This is a genomic window from Streptococcus oralis subsp. dentisani (genome assembly GCF_002096685.1).
Classification (GTDB): Bacteria; Bacillota; Bacilli; order Lactobacillales; family Streptococcaceae; genus Streptococcus; species Streptococcus oralis_AD.
The window spans coordinates 104449-120735 of record NZ_NCVA01000039.1; the positions used below are offsets into that span (position 1 = coordinate 104449).

Below are 16287 nucleotides of genomic sequence, written 5' to 3' on the forward strand. Positions count from 1 at the left end.
TCCTTATCGTCAACAAGAAATAGAATCTTCATCAATTTGTAATATTTTCGTTAGTCAACTATGTTACAATAGGTTTTATAAAATAGTAATAGTGTAGATAGTTTTCTACTGAGGAGAATAAAATGAAGAAGATACTACTTGCAAGTACTGTCGTTCTTTCTATGGCAGGATTTGCAAAGACATCTGTATATGCTGAAGAATCTCAGGTTACGAAAAAAACTCAGACCACAGATGTAGTCGAGAAAAAAGAGGAAGCTGCTCCCAAGAAAGAAGTTTCTCAAGTGGAGCCCAAGAAAGAGCCGGTTGTAAAAGAGGAAAATTCTTCTAAAGATGACTCATCCAAAAAGGAAAAAAAAGAGGAAGTTATCAAGGAAGGTTGGCAGAAAGAACAAGGAAACTGGCGTTTTTATGAAAATAACCAGCCTGTCGTAAACTGGAAAAAAATTAGTGGTACTTGGTATTACTTTGATAAAAATGGCATTATGCTCAGTAATACTATAATTGATGATTACCTTGTCAAAGGTAACGGTGCTATGGCGGAAAACGATTGGGTGAAAATATCTGACCAATGGTACTATGCCACAGCTTCAGGCAAAATTTCTCGCAACAAATGGGAAAAGATTGAAGGCAGTTGGTATTACTTTGATAAAGATGGTGTCATGCTTAGCCGTACTATCTACAATGACTATCTCTTCCAAGGTAGTGGTGCCATGGCAGAAAATGATTGGGTGAAAATATCTGACAAGTGGTACTATGCCACAGCTTCAGGCAAGATTTCTCGTGACAAATGGGAAAAGATTGAAGGTTCTTGGTATTACTTTGATAAGGATGGTGTCATGCTTAGTCGCACCATCTATAATGACTATCTTTTCCAAGGTAGTGGTGCCATGGCAGAAAATGATTGGGTGAAAATATCTGACAAGTGGTACTATGCTACAGCTTCAGGCAAGATTTCCCGCAATAAATGGGAAAAAATCAAAGGAACATGGTACTATTTCAATAGCGATGGTGTGATGGCAAGTAGCCAGTGGAAAAGTGACTACTATCTGAAAGATAGTGGCGCTATGGCGGAAAAAGAGTGGATTTTTGATAAATCCTACAATAGCTGGTTCTACTTGAAATCAGGTGGGGCCTATGCTTCCCGTGAATGGATTGGTTCATACTACCTTAAATCTGGTGGCTATATGGCCAAAAATGAATGGATTTTTGACAAAGATTACGATGCTTGGTACTATCTAAAAGATGATGGTCGATATGTAACAGGTACTTTTACGATCAAAGGTAAAGAGTATTCCTTCCAGAATAATGGGAAGTGGATCTCAGAGGCAAAATATTACAAAGTGAAACCGATTACTGCTTATGTTTATAGCGCTTCTGGTGAAAGATTGAGTTATGTATCCAAAGGAACTATCGTCTCACTTGGAGATGTCCAATCTAAAAAAGATAGTCAAATACCAGTCAATATTTCTGGTTTATCCGGCTTCATGAATAAAAGTGATTTAGTAGCTATTGATAAAGATAGTGAATTTGTCCCTCATTATACAAGTGATGGCAAGTATTTTTACCATGAGTTGTCACCTTATGTAAGTCTCCGTGTTGCGCCACATAGCTCAGCTATGACTATTGGTAAGAAATATTATTCAACTGATGGAATTCATTTTGATGGCTTTACCATTGAAAACCCCTTCCTCTTTAGAAATTTGACTAAACCAAGTAATTACAGCGCAGCTGAATTGGATAAAGTTTATTCTTTGATGAATATTCGGGATAGTCGTCTCGCTGGTAAGGGTGCTATTTTTAAGGAAGCTGAGAAACGCTATGGTGTAAATGCTCTTTACTTGATGGCGCATAGTGCACTCGAGAGTGCTTGGGGTCGGAGCCAGATTGCCAAGGATAAGAATAACTTCTTTGGAATTGCAGCTTATGATTCGAGCCCGTATACCTCAGCCAAAAAATTTGATGATGTGGACAAGGGGATTCTCGGTGCGGCTAAGTGGATTCGTGAAAATTACATTGACTATGGCAGAGACCACCTTGGAAACAAAGCAACTGGAATGAATGTTCGCTATGCTTCTGACCCATACTGGGGAGAGAAAATTGCCAGTATCATGATGACTATTAATAGCAAACTTGGCGGAAAAGACTAATCAAAAGAAATCAACGGTAACTACTGAAAAGTGGTTATCGTTTTGTTTTGGGCATTGAAGTGAAAATGGTATAATAACAGCTTCTTTATTCTTGAACAATTAACAAAATGATAGTAAAATGTAAGAGAAGATGTTAATCTAATTACTATATGAAAACAAAGGAGACTTTTATGAAAAAGCTACTATCCTTCTCAATCGCCTTGCTTTCGATCACAACACTAGTTGCTTGTTCTGGACATAAGGCGGAATCAAAGGTCCCAGAAGAAAAAATTGAACAGAAGCAAATCAAGTTTGATGAGAAGTTGTTTAAAGAAGCCGGACTCTTGCCTTTTAAAAATGAGAAGCAACTAGAACTTGGGGAATTGGATTCTAAATCACGCGCAACGGGTGCTCATATTCAACTTAAGGACAGCGATGAGCCAACTGAGAAGAGAGAGCCTAAGATAAGTTATAATCCGGTTGGTTGGCACAACTATAATTTTTATTATGGAGATGGCTCTAAAAAGGCTTGGTTGATGAATCGAGGCCACTTAATTGGTTACCAGTTTAGCGGATTGAACGATGAAAAGAAAAACTTGGTTCCGATGACTAACTGGCTCAATGCTGGTACATATTATGGTACAGATAATACAAATCAAGAAAGTATGCTTTATTATGAAAATCGATTGGACTCATGGTTGGCCAATCACCCAAACTACTATCTTGATTATAAGGTGACCCCAATCTATCAAAAAGATGAACTGATTCCGAGACAGATTGAATTGCAGTATGTGGGAATAGATGAAAATGGTAAACTCTTGGAAATCAAGTTGGGTGGTAGTAAGGAAAAGGTTGATCAGTATTCGGTGACGCATGTCGTTTTAGACAATGTTTCAGCTAATGCGGAAATCAATTACTTAGATGGTACGGCTAAAAATACAGTCGAAAACAAAGAAGAAAAAGCTAAGAAGGAAGCTGAGGAAAAAGCCAAGAAAGAGGCTGAAGAAAAAGAAGCCGCTGAAAAGAAAGCAAAAGAAGAAGAACAGGAAAAAGCTCGCCAAGCCGCACAAGAAAAGGAAGAAAGCCAGGAATCAAACTCGCCATCTACAAATTCAGGTGGCTACTTTAGAGATAAAAACGGAAGATGGCACAGACCAAATGGTAAATTTGCTTCCAAGAAAGAAATTAGAGAAGCCGGATTGCAGTGGTAGGAAGAAATTTAGTAGATATACAGTCAAAAAGCCGTTGGAAAACGGTTTTTTGTTATAATTAAATTAAGAATGTAGAATTAAAGGAGAAAAATTTGATGAGATACATAACTCTTGGTCAAGATGACAAAGAATTATCAGAAATTGTTCTCGGAATGATGAGAATAAAAGATAAGTCTGTAAAAGAAGTTGAAGAGCTTGTAGAAACAGCACTTTCTGTTGGAATCAATGCTTTTGACTTGGCTGATATTTATGGTCGTGGTCGTTGTGAAGAACTGTTAGGTATTGTCCTAAAAAATCGTCCAGATTTAAGAGAAAAGATGTGGATTCAGTCCAAATGTGGCATTCGCATTGAAGAATTTACCTATTTTGATTTTTCTAAGGACTATATTATAAAATCAGTTGACGGAATTTTGCAAAGATTGAAGATTGATCATCTAGATAGCTTGCTTCTTCATCGACCAGATGCTTTGATGGAATCTGACCAAGTAGCAGAAGCCTTTGATCTTCTTTATAAACAAGGTAAGGTCCGAGATTTTGGAGTTTCTAATCAAAATCCTATGATGATGGAGTTGCTTAAAAAAGATGTCAAGCAGCCGTTAGCTGTTAATCAGCTACAATTGAGTGCGGCTTTTACTCCAGGATTCGAATCAGGTTTTCATGTTAATATGGAAGATAGTCAAGCAACTATGCGAGATGGCAGCGTTTTTGAATATTGCAAATTACACGATGTGGTCATTCAAGCATGGTCTGTCTTACAATTCGGGTATTTTAAAGGGAACTTTGTTGGTAATGAGAAATTTCAAGCTTTGAATCAAGTACTTGATCGTCTAGCTTTTAAATATGGAGTAACCCCTTCAACTATTGCCATTTCTTGGATATTGCGTTATCCAGCAAAAATGCAGGCAGTCGTAGGTACAACAAATCCTAAGCATTTGAGAGAAGTTAGCCAAGCGGCAAACTTTAGCTTAACAAGAAAAGAATGGTATGAAATTTATCTTGCAGCAGGGAATAATTTGCCGTAAGTAGAAGCAGATTTAAATAAATCACAGTCAAAAAGCCGTTGGAAAACGGTTTTTTGTTATAATTAAATGAAGAATATAGAATTAAAGGAGAACATCATGACTTTTGAAGAAATTCTTCCTGGACTAAAGGCTAAGAAAAAATATGTACGAACTGGTTGGGGAGGGGCTGAAAACTACGTCCAACTTTTTGATACCATTGAGCAAAATGGTGTAGCTCTTGAGGTGACGCCCTATTTCCTAATCAACGTGTCTGGAGAAGGGGAAGGTTTTTCCATGTGGAGCCCGACACCTTGTGATGTTTTGGCAACGGATTGGGTAGAAGTGCATGACTAGACGTGTATTGATTACGGGAGTGAGTTCAGGTATCGGACTTGCTCAAGCTCGACTCTTTTTAGAGAATGGCTATCAAGTTTACGGTGTGGATCAAGTCGAAAAGCCAATCTTAGACGGTGATTTCCACTTTTTACAGAGAGATTTAACTCTTGATTTAGATCCTGTTTTTGACTGGTGTCCTCAGGTGGATATTTTGTGCAATACTGCTGGAGTCTTGGATGATTACAAACCACTTTTGGAGCAAACAGCGCAGGAAATTCAAGAGATTTTTGAAATCAACTATGTGACTCCTGTTGAGTTGACTCGCTATTATTTGATGCAAATGCTGGAAAATAAAAAAGGAATTATTATCAATATGTGTTCGATTGCTTCGAGTCTGGCTGGCGGAGGTGGACACGCTTATACTTCTTCCAAACATGCCTTGGCTGGCTTCACCAAGCAGTTGGCTCTAGACTATGCAGAAGCTGGGATTCAGGTCTTTGGTATCGCTCCAGGAGCGGTCAAGACAGCTATGACTGCTTCGGACTTTGAACCAGGTGGATTGGCAGACTGGGTAGCTAGTGAAACGCCTATCAAGCGCTGGATTGAGCCAGAGGAAATAGCGGAGATTAGCCTTTTCCTAGCAAGTGGAAAAGCGAGCGCCATGCAAGGACAAATCTTGACAATAGATGGTGGCTGGTCTTTGAAGTAGGAGGAGTTGAATGGAAATCAAAAAACACTTTGGAGTCTATGGCATTTGCTTTGAAAATGGGAAGTTACTCTGCATTGAAAAAACGAGAGGCCCTTATCAACATCGTTATGATCTACCGGGCGGTAGTCAGCAACTTGGTGAAGGACTGACGGAAACGCTGATTAGAGAAGTTATGGAAGAGACAGGATATAAGCTTAAGGGTTACGCTAATCCTAGGATTTATGATGTGCTGGTTCAAGAAGATGGGCAAGACTTTGCAGTACATCATATCATGGCCTTTTATGATATAGTACTCGATTTTGAACACTCTCAAAATTCAATTTCTCAGGAGGTTCTTGATGGAAGTAATGATTCAGCAAATGTACTTTGGTTGAATTTGGAAGAAATTACTACAGAAAATGCATCGCCATTAGTTTTGAAGGTTAAGTCTGAATTATCAGGATTTCCAGAATTAGATATGACAAGCTATAGAAATTGGAAGGTGAAGTAGGGGGATAATGGAACTATTTAAAACATGGAAGAAAAATATGGTTCTCTATGGTCTTAAATCTCAAATCGGAACTGTCTACCGAAATAGTGATAGGACAACAAGCTTTTATGATGTTGGGAATTTTCTATACCTAGCAGGGGAGTTAGATTCTAGATTTTGGGAAGATTTTGTTAGAAAATATGGTTTAGATTATAAGATTATTATTTCAGAAAATACCAATTGGCAAGATTTTCTGCATCGGAAAGTAGGGCTAAATTCTTTTACTCGCTATTCTTTTAAAGATAAGGAAAATTTTCAAGTTGAATTTCTAAATGATCTAGTTACTGATTTAGAGAAAGGTTACAATATTGTGCCTATTGATAATCAGATTTATAACTGTTTTTCTGAGAAAGAATGGTCACAAGATTTACAGGGGGATTTTGAGTCCTATCAGGATTTTGTTTTAAAAGGTGGATTTGGCTTTGTGATTCTTAAAAATAATGAACTGATTGCTGGGATTTCCTCAGGCTTAGTCTACCGTGGAGCAGTTGAAGTGGAAGTTGCAACTAGACCAAACGAACAAGGAAATGGATTTGCTAAAAAGCTTGGTGCTACAATGATTCTAGAGAGTTTAAATAGAGATATGTTTCCACTTTGGGATGCTCATAACGAGGCTTCCAAAAAAGTAGCAGAATTTTTAGGATATGAGTTAGTTGAACCTTATGAAGCTTTTGAACTAGAGGAAAGTGTCATATAATGATATCTGATGTTGTATCTTTTAAGACGAGGTGAATGGCTATGAAAAACCAGCTAGCCCTTAGTGGCGAGAAAATCGCTGAAAAAGTTTACCCACAACTATTGCATCATGTTGGTATGATTCGTGGAGAATACTTACTGAGAGAGCTCAATCAAAGCATACTGTTATCAAGTTGTCAGCAATTTGTAAAAGATTATCTAGTTGCTATTTGCTCCTTGTACTCATATGAAGAAGTCTGGTATCGCTTTTCGGAATTAACGAATATAGAAGCTAATTATCTTGAGGGAACTGAAGAGCATTTTGATGAACGGCACCCCTTATTTGGGTATAGAGGAATCAGGCGTTCGTTGGCGTGTCCGAATGAATTTCAGGCTGAGGCACATGTCGTTACAGAAGTTTATCAAACAAATCCCAATCTGTCTGTTATTTTTCCTTTTGTCAATGATGCCGACCAATTAAAACAAGCTATTACAGTATTACGTCAGCATGGTTTTACTGGAAAAGTCGGCACAATGATTGAATTACCGTCAGCTTATTTTGACTTGGACAGAATAATAGAAACGGGTATTTCAAAGATTATAGTTGGAATGAATGATTTGACTTCTTTTGTTTTTGCGACTGTGAGAAACAGTCAATGGCATGATATGGAAAGTCCAATAATGTTAGATATGCTGAGAGATATGCAGGATAAAGCAAGTATGAAAAAGATTGACTTTGCTGTAGCAGGTTATCTGAATCTTTCTTTCATACAAAAAATGAATCAGATGGAGATTAAGTGCATTATCCACTATAGTTCTATTCCAGAGATTTTTGATTTAGAAATTGAACATCCAGACCATCTCAAACACATAAAAGAAAAAAGTAAAAAATTACAAAGGAGCAACCTATGACACCGCAAGAAATGTGGAATGCCTATAAGAAAATTAACCCTTCTATCGGAGATGAGATAGATGCTTGGGCTTTTGGAGTAGAAGCCGATCTCTTGGCAGACTTGGTTTTAAAAGGCGAAAAGACGGCAACCGCTTCAGCCTACGACCTCTACGCACTAGAAGATGAACCCCTTCCGCAAGAAGGGACCTTTGATGTTATTTTAGATAGCCAAGATCAGGCTGTCTGTATTGTCAAAATTACCAAGGTTTCTGTTGAACCCTTCAATCAAGTTTCTGCTGAACATGCCTTTAAGGAAGGGGAAGGTGACAAATCCCTAGCCTATTGGCGTCAGGTTCATGAGGACTGTTTCGCCGAGTGGCTGAGAGAGGCAGGTCTGACTTTTACACCTGACAGCAAGATTGTTTTGGAAGAATTTCGCAAGGTTTATCCACAGTAAACTTTAGTAGAAAGAAAGTTTTGGAAATCGCCGTCCAATCCTTTTTTCTTAAGCAAAACATGATATAATAAGTTTGTTTGAAGAAGAGCAGCAGCTCTTAAACTTAGAATAGGAGAAAACTATGCAAGCAGTTGAACATTTTATTACGCAATTTGTTCCTGAACACTATGATTTATTTTTAGACTTGAGTCGTGAGACCAAGACATTTTCTGGGAAAGTTACCGTCACTGGTCAAGCCAAAAGTGACCGTATTTCCCTTCATCAAAAAGACTTGGAAATCGCTTCTGTAGAAGTTGCAGGTCAAGCTCGTCCATTTACAGTTGATCATGAAAATGAAGCCCTTCATATCGAATTGGCTGAGGCTGGTCAAGTTGAAGTGGTCATCGCTTTTTCAGGAAAAATCACAGACAACATGACAGGGATTTACCCATCTTACTACACTGTTGATGGAGTGAAGAAGGAAGTCTTGTCTACCCAGTTCGAGAGCCATTTCGCACGCGAAGCCTTCCCATGTGTGGATGAACCTGAAGCCAAAGCAACCTTTGATCTCGCTCTTCGTTTTGACCAAGCAGAAGGTGAAGTTGCCTTGTCTAACATGCCTGAGATTGATGTTGAAAACCGCAAGGAAACAGGTATCTGGAAGTTTGCGACAACACCTCGCATGTCTTCATACTTGTTGGCTTTTGTTGCTGGTGATTTGCAAGGGGTGACCGCTAAAACTAAAAACGGTACTCTTGTAGGTGTCTACTCAACCAAAGCTCACCCATTATCTAACCTTGATTTCTCTTTGGATATCGCCGTTCGTTCGATTGAGTTTTACGAAGATTACTACGGAGTTAAATATCCAATTCCTCAATCGCTTCATATCGCCCTTCCTGACTTCTCAGCGGGTGCTATGGAAAACTGGGGTCTTGTAACTTACCGTGAAGTATACTTGGTTGTAGATGAGAACTCAACCTTTGCTAGCAGTCAACAAGTTGCCCTAGTTGTAGCACATGAGTTGGCTCACCAATGGTTTGGAAACCTCGTGACTATGAAATGGTGGGATGACCTTTGGCTTAATGAAAGCTTCGCTAACATGATGGAATACGTCTGTGTGGATGCCATCGAGCCAAGTTGGAATATCTTTGAAGATTTCCAAACAGGTGGAGTTCCAGCTGCGCTTAAACGCGATGCGACGGATGGTGTTCAGTCTGTCCATGTCGAAGTCAAACACCCAGATGAAATCAATACGCTCTTTGATGGCGCTATTGTCTACGCCAAAGGAAGCCGTCTCATGCACATGCTTCGCCGTTGGCTAGGAGATGCTGATTTCGCTAAAGGCTTGCATGCTTACTTTGAAAAGCACCAGTACAGTAATACCATCGGTCGTGACCTTTGGAATGCCCTTGGTCAAGCATCGGGACGTGATGTTGCAGCCTTCATGGATTCTTGGTTGGAACAGCCTGGTTATCCAGTTCTCACTGTCAAAGTTGAAAATGACGTCTTGAAGATTTCACAAAAACAATTCTTTATCGGTGAGCACGAAGACAAGAACCGTCTCTGGGTTGTCCCACTCAACAGCAACTGGAAAGGCTTACCAGACACACTTGAAACTGAAAGTATCGAAATTCCAGGCTATGCCGCTCTTCTTGCTGAAAACGAAGGAGCACTTCGTCTCAACACTGAAAATACAGCCCACTACATTACAGACTATCAAGGAGACTTGTTAGAAGCTGTTCTTGCTGAGCTAGAGACACTTGATAACACAAGTAAACTGCAAATCGTTCAAGAACGTCGTTTGCTTGCTGAGGCAGGGCACATTTCTTATGCGGACTTGCTCCCAGTCCTTGATAAACTTGCTAAGGAAGAGTCTTACCTTGTGGTTTCAGCTGTTTCTCAAGTGATTTCTGCCCTTGAGCGCTTTATCGATGAAGGAACAGAGACTGAGAAAGCCTTTAATACACTCGTTGCTAAATTGGCTCGTCACAACTATGACCGTCTTGGTTTTGAAGCAAAAGATGGAGAATCAGATGAGGATGAATTGGTTCGTCAGTTGGCCGTTTCTATGATGATTCGCTCCAATGATGCAGAAGCTAGTCAAGTCGCTAGCCAAATCTTTGCAGCTCACAAGGAGAATCTTGCAGGCCTTCCAGCAGCTATCCGTGCACAAGTTCTCATCAATGAGATGAAACACCATGAGACCAAGGACTTGGTCGCAACTTATCTGGACCTCTACACTCATGCCACAGATGCTGTTTTCAAACGCCAGTTGGCAGCTGCTCTAGCCTACAGTACAGATGCTGACAATATCCAAACCTTGATTAGTTCGTGGAAGGATAAGTTTGTTGTGAAACCACAAGACTTGTCTGCTTGGTATTACCAGTTCCTAGGACACCAAGCTACCCAAGAAACTGTTTGGGTTTGGGCGCGTGAAAACTGGGATTGGATCAAGGCAGCTCTTGGTGGCGACATGAGCTTTGATAGTTTTGTCATCTTCCCATCGCATATCTTTAAAACAGATCAACGCTTGGATGAGTACAAGGAATTCTTTGAACCACAACTCTCGGACCTTGCTCTTAGCCGAAACATTCGTATGGGGATCAAGGATATCGCAGCGCGTGTTGACTTGATTAAGCGTGAGAAAGCGGCAGTAGAAGCTGTTGTAGCCCAATATGCTAAGGCTTAATTCGTTCGAAATGTAAATAAAAACTCAACTTTCTATCTCAAAACAAGAGAGAGTTGAGTTTTTTTTAAGGCAATTTTGGTATAATAATCATAACAAGGAGGAGTTTCTGATGATAAAAATCTTATTAGTAGAAGATGACCTAGGTCTGTCAAACTCAGTATTTGACTTTTTAGATGATTTTGCAGATGTCATGCAGGTCTTTGATGGTGAAGAAGGTCTCTACGAAGCTGAAAGTGGCGTCTATGACTTGATTTTGCTTGACCTGATGTTGCCTGAAAAAAATGGATTCCAAGTCTTGAAAGAATTGCGTGAAAAAGGAATTACGACACCAGTCCTTATCATGACTGCTAAGGAAAGTTTGGATGACAAAGGACATGGTTTTGAGTTGGGAGCGGATGACTACCTCACCAAACCTTTCTACCTAGAAGAACTCAAAATGCGGATCCAAGCCCTTCTCAAACGTTCAGGTAAGTTTAACGAAAACACCTTGACCTATGGGGACATTGTCGTCAACCTTTCAACGAATGAAGTTAAGGTGGAAGATACTCCTGTGGAACTGCTCGGAAAAGAGTTTGAGTTATTGGTTTACTTCCTTCAAAATCAAAATGTCATTCTTCCCAAGACACAAATTTTTGACCGTCTATGGGGATTTGATAGCGATACGACTATTTCCGTTGTGGAAGTCTATGTTTCAAAAGTTCGTAAGAAATTGAAGGGGACAACCTTTGCTGAAAACCTTCAAACCTTGCGTAGCGTCGGGTATATTTTAAAAGATGTTCAATAAACTAAAAAAAACATGGTATGCAGATGATTTTAGCTATTTCATTCGAAACTTCGGAGTTTTCACCCTGATCTTCTCTGCTATGACCTTGATTATCCTTCAGGTCATGCACTCGAGTCTCTACACTTCTGTAGATGAAAAACTACAAGCCCTTAGCACTAGCCCTCAAGCTGTCATCCAATTAGCCCTTAATCGGGCAACTGAAGAAGTCAAAGATATTCAACCAGCAACAGCGGATGCCAACAAGGCTGAAATCAAGCCCAATGTCAGCTCCAATACGGAAGTCTTGCTCTTTGACAAGGATTTTAACCAACTCTTACTGGGCAATCGCTTTTTAGGCTTGGACAAGTTCAAACTGGACAAGAAAGAGTTGAATCATATTCGGCAAATCCAAGTTGTCAATAGCTACGGTCAGGAAGAAACATACCGAATGATCTTGATGGAAACTAACTCTTCCTCCGTATCAAGCAATGTCAAATATGCGGCGGTTTTAATCAATACCAGCCAGCTTGAGCAAATCAGCCAAAACCACGAGCATTTAATTGTTGTAGTCATGGCTAGTTTCTGGCTCCTGTCTTTAATTGCCAGTGTTTACCTTGCCCGTGTCAGTGTCAAACCCCTATTGGAAAGCATGCAAAAGCAGAAGTCCTTTGTTGAAAATGCGAGCCACGAACTGAGAACGCCTTTGGCCGTTTTACAAAATCGTTTAGAGACTCTCTTTCGAAAACCAGAAGCGACGATCATGGAATCCAGCGAAAGTATTGCTTCTAGCCTCGAAGAAGTTCGGAATATGCGTTTCCTTACAACCAACCTTCTCAATTTAGCACGTCGAGATGATGGACTTAAGCCAGAAATAGCAGAAGTTTCTCCACAATTCTTTAAAACCACCTTTACCAACTATGAGTTAATTGCTTCTGAAAATGATCGAGTTTTTGACTATGAAAATCGGATTTATCGTCCCTTTATGACTGATCAGTTGCTCTTAAAACAACTCATGACCATCTTGTTTGATAATGCCATCAAGTATACCGAAGAAGATGGAAAAATTGAGTTTGTGGTTTATGCTACAGATCGCCACCTCTATCTAACAGTAGCGGATAATGGGATTGGAATCTCAGCTGCTGACAAGAAGAAAATCTTCGACCGTTTTTACCGTGTAGACAAGGCGAGAACCCGTCAGAAAGGTGGCTTTGGCCTTGGATTATCTTTGGCCAAGCAGATTGTTGATGCCTTACGAGGAACGATTAGCGTAAAAGATAACAAACCTAGAGGAACGATTTTTGAAGTTAAAGTTGCTATCCAATCTCCTCCAAAACGAAAGAATAAATAAAAAAGACAGTTTTATAACTGTCTTTTCAGATAACTAGAAAATAGGTTGGTAGTACCAACCTTTATTTTGAAAATTTTCGTTTCATCATCTTTCGTTGAAGTTGTAAAAGGGCGAAACTAAGACCCATTGCAGCGACAAAGGATAAAGCTGTATTTAATTTTATAGCTAAAAAGATAAAACTAAAAAGTGCCATAAAAATACAAAAACAAGCAATATTTACAAAAAATAAAATCTCTTTTAGGTTAGGGCCGACTGGGGATTCAGGTGTATAATCTTGATAAAGCGGAGTTTGTTTCGATTCGGGAATTTGTTCAAACTCATAAGCTTCTATTTTTCTTGCGGACATGATTCTCTCCTTAACAGTACCTAACTATTTTATCATTTTTTATGCAGAGAATTGTTACAGAATGGTTACAAAACTACTAAAGTCTCTTATCATCTTCTAAGTCACTCTTCTTGACACCCACTAGAGAAAGTGATAGCATGGATGTCACACTTAAAACAGATGATCCGACCTTCTCTATTATAAATATACTGAGTAAGGAAAGGATAACTTATATAAATTGATAGCAAGCAAGGGCTTTTCCTAATATAATTTGTTGAGTTGCTACCTTGATTCTTTGTAAGAGAGATAGGAGTTGTTTTGAATGGATGATAAGACAGAGATTCTGTCTATTGGACTGGATGGCTTTTTGCTTCCTCTGGGGAAAAGTTAAAGGAGATAAGTATGTATCTTGCTATCAAAGAAATATTACGAAATAAACTTCGATATAGTTTGATTCTAACTACCATTTTTCTTATCGCTTTTATGGTCTTTTTTATGACCAGTTTAGCTCTTGGTCTTGTGCGAAACAATCGAGCCGCTATTGATAACTGGCAAGCGACGGGTGTGGTTTTATCTGACTACGCAAATGATAATTTGACGGCATCTTTTATTCCTGAAAAGGACTATAAGGATAAGAGTTCTGAAGAGGCTGCTCCATTGGGCTATATGTTTGCTGTAACCAATCTAGTAGATGGTAGTGAAAAGGTCAATGTTTCCATTTTTGCTCAAGACTGGGACGCTTTTATCTCACCTAGTTTGACGGAGGGTCGTTATCCTGAAGGAGATGATGAGGTTGTCGTGGATCAGTCTTTTGAGAACTATGGAATGAAGCTAGGTGATGCCATTCAGCTGAATGGAAGCGAGGCAAGTTACAAGATTGTTGGACTGACTCAAGGAAATAAGTTTTTCACCGAGCCTGTTGTCTTTACGAGTCTGACAACTTATTGGACCTTACAAGGAACCTTGAAAGCCAATCGTTCCATCTCTGCCTTAGTATTGAAAAATGACATAGAAGTGGCTGGAGATGGACTGAAACAGATTTCTATTCCAAAAATGATATCGAAAATTCCTGGTTACACACCTCAGGTTAATGTATTTTCAGGGATGATTCTTGCTATGATTGTCATCACAGGCTTGATTGTGGGTATTTTTGTTTATATTATTACCATCCAAAAACTAGGACTTTATGGAATAATGCGGGCTCAGGGAATACAGATCAAAACCATTGTATGGTCTCTTTTCTGTCAAATCTTTCTCCTAGCTGGTATGGGGATTGCTTTAGCCTTGCTGGCAATCGGAGGAGTGATTTTAGTTTTACCAGCTACCTTCTTTTTCTACCCAAGCTGGATAGCTTACTCTGTCCTAAGCTTGGTAATTTCCTTGATGGCCCTTCTAGGTGGTGTCATTTCAATTCCACGCTTGCTAAAGGTGGACCCGATTACTGCGATTGCAGAATGATAAGGAGAATAGTATGACAGCATTGATTGAAATGACTCAAGTGACAAAAACCTACGGGGAAGGAAAGATGAAAGTCGTAGCCCTGCATGAGACGAATTTTCAGCTAAATGCGGGAGAGTTCGTGGCTATCGTTGGGCCTTCAGGTTCTGGAAAGACGACCTTTCTAACAACTCTAGGACAACTTCAGGAAGCATCGAGTGGAAAGATTCTAGTCAAAGGGAAGGAAACAGGCAGTTTGACGGAGAAGGAAAAAACAGATCTCCGTTTTAGAGAGTTTGGTTTCATTCTCCAGGCTTCAAACTTAATTCCTTTTCTAACGGTCAAGGAACAGCTGGATTTGATTGACAGACTAGATAAGGGAAAAAATAGTAAAAGTGACCGAAAAGAACTCTTTGACTTGTTGGATTTGGAAAAAGTTCAAGATCAGTATCCCAAAGCTCTATCTGGTGGTGAACGTCAACGTGCCGCGATTGCTAGAGCGCTCTATAACAATCCTAGCATTGTGCTTGCAGATGAGCCCACAGCCAGTCTAGACACCCAGCGTGCCTACCAAGTAACGGAGATGTTGGCTGCCATTGCCCATGAACAAGGTAGAGGAGTTGTTATGATTACTCATGATACTCGCCTTCTTGATAAGGTTGACCGTATTTATGTCATGAAAGATGGCCACCTAGTTGAAGAAACACATGCATAAAATAGAGTGAATGGTACAAGTTACTGTTCACTTTTTGATTGGGAAAGATAGAAACAAGTTTAACTTTTTGTGAAACTCTCAGTAACCATAGCTGATTTTTGAGAAATGTGGTATAATTTTTCTTATGGAAAAGATTATCATTACAGCAACTGCTGAAAGTATTGAACAAGTTGAACAGTTACTCGAAGCTGGCGTAGACCGTATCTATGTTGGTGAGAAAGATTTTGGCCTTCGTCTGCCAACGACTTTTAGTCATGACCAATTGCGTGAGATTGCTAAGTTGGTTCATGAAGCAGGCAAGGAACTGATTGTCGCGGTTAATGCCCTCATGCACCAAGATATGATGGACCGTATCAAACCTTTCCTAGACTTCTTGGAAGAAATCAAGACAGACTATATTACTGTTGGAGATGCAGGTGTCTTTTATGTGGTCAACCGTGATGGCTATTCCTTTAAGACCATCTACGATGCTTCAACCATGGTGACAAGTAGCCGTCAGATTAACTTCTGGGGTCAAAAGGCTGGCGCATCTGAGGCGGTTTTGGCGCGTGAAATTCCATCTGCTGAGCTCTTTAAGATGCCTGAGATTTTGGAAATTCCTGCTGAAGTGTTGGTTTACGGAGCCAGTGTCATTCACCATTCTAAACGTCCGCTCTTACAAAACTACTATAACTTTACGCATATCGATGATGAAAAGACGCGTAAACGTGACCTCTTCTTGGCAGAGCCGAGTGACCCAGAAAGCCATTATTCCATCTTTGAGGACAATCATGGTACCCACATCTTTGCCAACAACGACCTTGATTTGATGACCAAATTGACAGAATTGGTGGAGCATGGTTTTACTCACTGGAAACTTGAGGGACTTTACACACCAGGTCAAAACTTTGTTGAGATTGCTAAACTTTTTATTCAAGCGCGTGGCTTGATCCAAGAGGGGAATTTCAGCCATGACCAAGCCTTCTTGTTAGATGAGGAAGTGCGCAAGTTACACCCTAAAAACCGTTTCCTAGACACAGGATTCTATGATTACGATCCTGATATGGTTAAATAGGACACCAAAACCCGAAATAAAAATGTTCGGGTTTTTCCAGT

At 39.7% G+C, this 16287-nt stretch carries 16 protein-coding genes; 15 read left to right on the top strand and 1 reads right to left on the bottom strand.

Annotated features, from left to right (window positions below):
• The first annotated feature begins 122 nt into the window (after positions 1–122).
• From B7705_RS03340 to B7705_RS03395, 12 genes are all read left to right on the top strand, one after another.
• Positions 123–2147, top strand: coding sequence for a glucosaminidase domain-containing protein (locus B7705_RS03340; protein WP_084947753.1), 2025 nt, complete (start codon positions 123–125; stop codon positions 2145–2147).
• 170 nt (positions 2148–2317) lie between these two features.
• Positions 2318–3337, top strand: a complete 1020-nt coding sequence (locus tag B7705_RS03345) for a DNA/RNA non-specific endonuclease (RefSeq protein ID WP_084947756.1) — start codon at positions 2318–2320, stop codon at positions 3335–3337.
• 95 nt (positions 3338–3432) lie between these two features.
• Positions 3433–4359, top strand: coding sequence for an aldo/keto reductase (locus B7705_RS03350; RefSeq protein ID WP_001269449.1), 927 nt, complete (start codon positions 3433–3435; stop codon positions 4357–4359).
• A gap of 96 nt (positions 4360–4455) precedes the next feature.
• The gene (locus B7705_RS03355) at positions 4456–4692 is read left to right on the top strand and encodes a DUF2829 domain-containing protein (protein ID WP_000141913.1); all 237 of its coding nucleotides are present in this window, start codon (positions 4456–4458) and stop codon (positions 4690–4692) included.
• Positions 4685–5383 carry a 3-oxoacyl-ACP reductase gene (locus B7705_RS03360; protein WP_084947759.1) on the top strand — a complete coding sequence of 233 codons (699 nt, stop codon included), beginning with the start codon at positions 4685–4687 and terminating at the stop codon, positions 5381–5383. Before B7705_RS03355 ends, B7705_RS03360 begins: the two co-directional genes overlap by 8 nt.
• Positions 5384–5393: 10 nt before the next feature.
• Positions 5394–5873 (top strand): NUDIX hydrolase, encoded by a 480-nt coding sequence (locus tag B7705_RS03365; protein WP_084947761.1) that lies wholly within the window; start codon positions 5394–5396, stop codon positions 5871–5873.
• Between the two features lie 7 nt (positions 5874–5880).
• Entirely contained in the window at positions 5881–6609 is a 729-nt protein-coding gene (locus B7705_RS03370; protein WP_084947764.1) for a GNAT family N-acetyltransferase, read from the top strand.
• 41 nt (positions 6610–6650) lie between these two features.
• Positions 6651–7499, top strand: coding sequence for a putative PEP-binding protein (locus tag B7705_RS03375; RefSeq protein WP_142358224.1), 849 nt, complete (start codon positions 6651–6653; stop codon positions 7497–7499).
• Positions 7496–7936 carry an ASCH domain-containing protein gene (locus B7705_RS03380; RefSeq protein WP_084947767.1) on the top strand — a complete coding sequence of 147 codons (441 nt, stop codon included), beginning with the start codon at positions 7496–7498 and terminating at the stop codon, positions 7934–7936. Before B7705_RS03375 ends, B7705_RS03380 begins: the two co-directional genes overlap by 4 nt.
• A gap of 121 nt (positions 7937–8057) precedes the next feature.
• Positions 8058–10604 carry a M1 family metallopeptidase gene (locus B7705_RS03385; RefSeq protein ID WP_084947769.1) on the top strand — a complete coding sequence of 849 codons (2547 nt, stop codon included), beginning with the start codon at positions 8058–8060 and terminating at the stop codon, positions 10602–10604.
• A 109-nt stretch (positions 10605–10713) separates the two neighbouring features.
• A complete protein-coding gene (gene ciaR / locus B7705_RS03390) occupies positions 10714–11388 on the top strand; it encodes a two-component system response regulator CiaR (RefSeq protein ID WP_084947772.1) in 675 nt (224 codons plus the stop codon).
• Complete coding sequence (locus B7705_RS03395; RefSeq protein WP_084947775.1) at positions 11378–12715, top strand: sensor histidine kinase; 1338 nt, start codon at positions 11378–11380, stop codon at positions 12713–12715. The genes ciaR and B7705_RS03395 overlap by 11 nt, the downstream gene beginning before the upstream one ends.
• 61 nt (positions 12716–12776) lie before the next feature.
• Here B7705_RS03395 and B7705_RS03400 read toward each other — a convergent pair whose 3' ends face one another.
• Positions 12777–13061: a DUF3270 family protein gene (locus tag B7705_RS03400; protein WP_084947777.1), complete on the bottom strand. Its 285-nt coding sequence runs from the start codon at positions 13059–13061 to the stop codon at positions 12777–12779.
• A 381-nt stretch (positions 13062–13442) separates the two neighbouring features.
• On the opposite strand from B7705_RS03400, the gene B7705_RS03405 reads away from it, so the two are divergent.
• The 3 genes from B7705_RS03405 to B7705_RS03415 all read left to right on the top strand — a co-directional run bounded on the left by B7705_RS03405 (position 13443) and on the right by B7705_RS03415 (position 16246).
• Positions 13443–14498: an ABC transporter permease gene (locus tag B7705_RS03405; protein ID WP_084947780.1), complete on the top strand. Its 1056-nt coding sequence runs from the start codon at positions 13443–13445 to the stop codon at positions 14496–14498.
• A 13-nt stretch (positions 14499–14511) separates the two neighbouring features.
• Entirely contained in the window at positions 14512–15192 is a 681-nt protein-coding gene (locus B7705_RS03410; protein ID WP_084947782.1) for an ABC transporter ATP-binding protein, read from the top strand.
• A 124-nt stretch (positions 15193–15316) separates the two neighbouring features.
• Positions 15317–16246 carry a peptidase U32 family protein gene (locus B7705_RS03415; protein ID WP_044020909.1) on the top strand — a complete coding sequence of 310 codons (930 nt, stop codon included), beginning with the start codon at positions 15317–15319 and terminating at the stop codon, positions 16244–16246.
• The last annotated feature ends 41 nt before the right edge of the window (positions 16247–16287 follow it).

Excerpts from the sequence above, each read along its gene's own strand:
- B7705_RS03360 (WP_084947759.1), top strand. The coding sequence starts at position 4,685 with ATGACTAGACGTGTATTGATTACGGGAGTGAGTTCAGGTATCGGACTT.
- ciaR (WP_084947772.1), top strand. The coding sequence starts at position 10,714 with ATGATAAAAATCTTATTAGTAGAAGATGACCTAGGTCTGTCAAACTCA.
- B7705_RS03395 (WP_084947775.1), top strand. The coding sequence starts at position 11,378 with ATGTTCAATAAACTAAAAAAAACATGGTATGCAGATGATTTTAGCTAT.
- B7705_RS03370 (WP_084947764.1), top strand. The coding sequence starts at position 5,881 with ATGGAACTATTTAAAACATGGAAGAAAAATATGGTTCTCTATGGTCTT.
- B7705_RS03375 (WP_142358224.1), top strand. The coding sequence starts at position 6,651 with ATGAAAAACCAGCTAGCCCTTAGTGGCGAGAAAATCGCTGAAAAAGTT.
- B7705_RS03385 (WP_084947769.1), top strand. The coding sequence starts at position 8,058 with ATGCAAGCAGTTGAACATTTTATTACGCAATTTGTTCCTGAACACTAT.
- B7705_RS03345 (WP_084947756.1), top strand. The coding sequence starts at position 2,318 with ATGAAAAAGCTACTATCCTTCTCAATCGCCTTGCTTTCGATCACAACA.
- B7705_RS03340 (WP_084947753.1), top strand. The coding sequence starts at position 123 with ATGAAGAAGATACTACTTGCAAGTACTGTCGTTCTTTCTATGGCAGGA.
- B7705_RS03355 (WP_000141913.1), top strand. The coding sequence starts at position 4,456 with ATGACTTTTGAAGAAATTCTTCCTGGACTAAAGGCTAAGAAAAAATAT.
- B7705_RS03410 (WP_084947782.1), top strand. The coding sequence starts at position 14,512 with ATGACAGCATTGATTGAAATGACTCAAGTGACAAAAACCTACGGGGAA.
- B7705_RS03400 (WP_084947777.1), bottom strand. The coding sequence starts at position 13,061 with ATGTCCGCAAGAAAAATAGAAGCTTATGAGTTTGAACAAATTCCCGAA.
- B7705_RS03415 (WP_044020909.1), top strand. The coding sequence starts at position 15,317 with ATGGAAAAGATTATCATTACAGCAACTGCTGAAAGTATTGAACAAGTT.
- B7705_RS03365 (WP_084947761.1), top strand. The coding sequence starts at position 5,394 with ATGGAAATCAAAAAACACTTTGGAGTCTATGGCATTTGCTTTGAAAAT.
- B7705_RS03405 (WP_084947780.1), top strand. The coding sequence starts at position 13,443 with ATGTATCTTGCTATCAAAGAAATATTACGAAATAAACTTCGATATAGT.
- B7705_RS03350 (WP_001269449.1), top strand. The coding sequence starts at position 3,433 with ATGAGATACATAACTCTTGGTCAAGATGACAAAGAATTATCAGAAATT.
- B7705_RS03380 (WP_084947767.1), top strand. The coding sequence starts at position 7,496 with ATGACACCGCAAGAAATGTGGAATGCCTATAAGAAAATTAACCCTTCT.